Origin of the sequence: Bradyrhizobium sp. PRIMUS42, from assembly GCF_023006515.1 — a bacterium.
Classification (GTDB): Bacteria; Pseudomonadota; Alphaproteobacteria; order Rhizobiales; family Xanthobacteraceae; genus Bradyrhizobium.
Genome location: NZ_JALBGZ010001502.1, coordinates 1 through 553 on the forward strand (window position 1 = coordinate 1; position 553 = coordinate 553).

Consider the following 553-nt stretch of genomic DNA (forward strand, 5'->3'; position numbering starts at 1 on the left):
CGTCGCCAGCGCGGCGCGCGACTGGGCCTGGCGGAAGCGTTCGCGGGCGATGTCGGAGCGGAACGGCAGGGTGGCGAGCGCGAGGATGTCACCGACCACCTGACGCTCGATCTCGCTGGCGCCGTTGCCCGTGATCCGCGAGATCGAGAACACCGGATTGGGCGGCAGGCTCTGCTCGACCAGATCGGTCTCGGCCAGCGCCAGCTCGTTATAGGCGGCTTGCAGTCCCTTGTTGTTGAGCAATGCGATCTGCACGGCGCTGTCGGCGCTCAATGGGCGCGCCAGCAATCGGTGAACGCGCGCCTCCACCGCGCCGGCGCCGTCGGCCGTTCGCACGAAGGCGACGTCCTTGTCGATGGTCCGGCTCGTCAGCTCGGAGACCGCGCTCATGCCGCTGTCGGGCGAGAACGCGGCACAGCCGGAGACGCTGAACGCGGTGAGCACGAGCAGGCCTCGCGCAAAATGGCGTGTCATGGCGCGCTCCTACCGGTCTTGCTTCGGCTGCGGCGCCACCGCGTCGTTGCGGCCGCGCCATGGTGCCGGCGTCGCCGGT

At 70.0% G+C, this 553-nt stretch carries 1 pseudogene; it reads right to left on the reverse strand.

Annotation, left to right across the window (positions count from 1 at the left end):
* A pseudogene (locus MOV75_RS41315) lies at window positions 1-474 on the reverse strand (TolC family protein); the annotation flags it as partial.
* Between the last annotated feature and the right edge of the window lie 79 nt (window positions 475-553).